This window comes from Pedobacter sp. UBA5917 (assembly GCF_002432345.1).
In the GTDB taxonomy this organism is placed as follows: domain Bacteria; phylum Bacteroidota; class Bacteroidia; order Sphingobacteriales; family Sphingobacteriaceae; genus Pedobacter.
This window is the reverse complement of record NZ_DJDT01000292.1, coordinates 1-2,398: the sequence shown is the minus strand read 5'-3', so window position 1 is coordinate 2,398 and position 2,398 is coordinate 1. Positions and strand designations below refer to the sequence as shown.

Below are 2,398 nucleotides of genomic sequence, written 5' to 3'. Positions count from 1 at the left end.
GCCGGAGCTGTGGCAGACGCCGCTGGAACTGTTTACGACGCAGGGGTAGAAGCGATTGATTGGCTAGCAACCGAAGCCGGACAAGCCGCGCAGGCTTTGGCCGATGCTTTTGGTGTAGGGGTAAGGATAACCGCCAGTGGTCTGGAAATCGATATTCCGGGCGGTTGTCCGTTAGATGGACATAGCCAGCAGTTTACCTTGCCAACCATGGAGAAAGACTTCATGATCCCGATTTTTGCTATGCCAATTGCCCCTGATGTGGTAATTGCCGGCGAAATTGGTATTACAGGTAGCATTACCCCAGAGGTACAGGTACAGATTGGCCCGATCTGTTTCGACCCAACGCATATTTTAATCAATCCTTTAACCAGTAATTACAGTATTAGCGGTGGTATCAGCATTACCAGTGCTTTATCATTAGGTGCCGAGTTAACAGGAGGCGTAAAAGGCGAATTGAGTTTGAACGGAATTATCCCTGTTGGTCCGGTGCCAGTACCGGTTAGCATCCCACTTTTAAGTGCTGAGGGTGGCCCGGCTGTATTTGTACGGGGAATTGGCATGCAAACTACACATATCGGTGGCTCGCTATCTTATGGTGGAGGTACTATTACAGCAAGTCCTGATATGGATATTGATCTGGGAGTGGCTGCCGATTTATTTGCCGGTGCCTATGCACAGTTAAGTGTGCTCGGTTTCAACCTTTGCCGCATTTACTGGCAACCTTACGAATGGCACGGCGATGCAGCAGCTTCGCTTGGTTTATCGGGTTCTATCAGTGGCATACCTGGATATGGAATTACGGGCATTAGTGTAGCTACACCAACTTTTACCGGTATTCCATTTGATAATATCGGACTCGCAATAGATCGCAGTGAAGGTTTTACCGACGATTGTCCGCTGATATCCGGCTTATGTACTATTTTAAGGGCCTTACATTATCTGCCATCGCAAAACGGAGGCAGCTGGGATCCAACAGGTACAGGCCATGGACGTAGGTTTGGTCCTGGGCCAAGGCTTCCGGGGCCATTAGATGCCTATCAGAAAAACCCTGGTATTACGAGCGGCGCCGAATGTAGGGGAGCTTGCGGTGTAAACTGCGATACCTGTGCGCATTTAGGAACAAAACGTATTTTAGATCCGATGACTGGAATAACGTGGGAATACACTAATTTCCAGGATTGTAATACGCATGATGGTTGTAGGCAGCATGATGCCGGTTTTGATTGGGCAGCGGATGTTAAGGGAGAAACAGGTACCTGGGCAATGGTTTTACCATGGCACATGGCCGCAAATATTGAGTGCGCATGTAATAATCTGGCAGGAAACTGTCCGGCGTGGGCATTTGGCTTGCCTCCTTATGATGGAAAAATGTATTTTGCCGATTCGGCAAAAGCAATCCCGCCACCACCTGTACCACCAATAATGACCGGTGAAGAACCTATCGGGGAGGTTGGACCTGATTTTTACCATTATAGTGAAAGAAAACCTTCAGGTAATTTCTCGGCAAGGGTAGAACGTTGGACAGACTATAGGACAAATTGTGCCGCGGAAGCAAAAGCAGCAACGGGTGTGATGGATGATTTCAAATATATAACAACTTTATCTTCATCCGTTTCTGATTCGTACATCAACCGCGATCAATATAATACGAGGTATGCCACTTCTGTTATTTATGGTATTGTTTACCCTTATAATCATTATACCAATCACACCGAAATACCATCAAATGATTATTCGACGGCATCATTAACCATATTTTCAGCCAATTGCAGATCGGCAAGTACTTTCGGAACGCCAAGCGGTAATGAAGAACAGGATCTGGCAAGCTGCGACCGGAATGAGCTTCCACCTGATTATTGTGAAAATTTGCGTAATACGGTAATCGGTAGGTATGGTGGCAGGGAAAGGGTTTTAGATTTTAATCCGGACACCGACATTAATGAAGACCGTAGAAGACCTGATGATACCCCTACTTCGACCGAATTCAGGCGGCTTTATAACCGTTTGGATAGCTGGGATTATTTTATTGCACGCAGACATAATGATTGGTACAATGAATTTGATACAAACTTTCAGGTGAAAAGAGACCGAAAGGCATGGATGGATGAATTAAAGGCCAGAACCGAAGAATTTAAAGCACGTTTTAGGGATCTGCAACGGCAGGATACTCAGGAACTGGTTGATAATTTTGAAAGGGATGTGCTGCATGAAATTGAAGGTAGGATAGCGCAAAGGGTTAGGGATATTGCCACCTGGTATAAACAAAAAACTGGCTCTACGGAAAGTTTAGAAGAATTGACAGAAAGGATCCATGCAGAGGGTACCGAATTATGGCGTGATGACTGGAGAGCTGCAATATTGGCTGTTAACCGTGTTTTATCGCGCTTGTGGCCTCCGG

The 2,398-nt window shown here is 46.2% G+C and carries 1 protein-coding gene; it reads left to right on the top strand.

Features of this window, described 5'->3' with window-relative positions; translation table 11 throughout:
* Positions 1–2,398: hypothetical protein (locus tag B2V92_RS20265; protein ID WP_293311661.1), on the top strand; the 2,398-nt coding region annotated here is incomplete at both ends.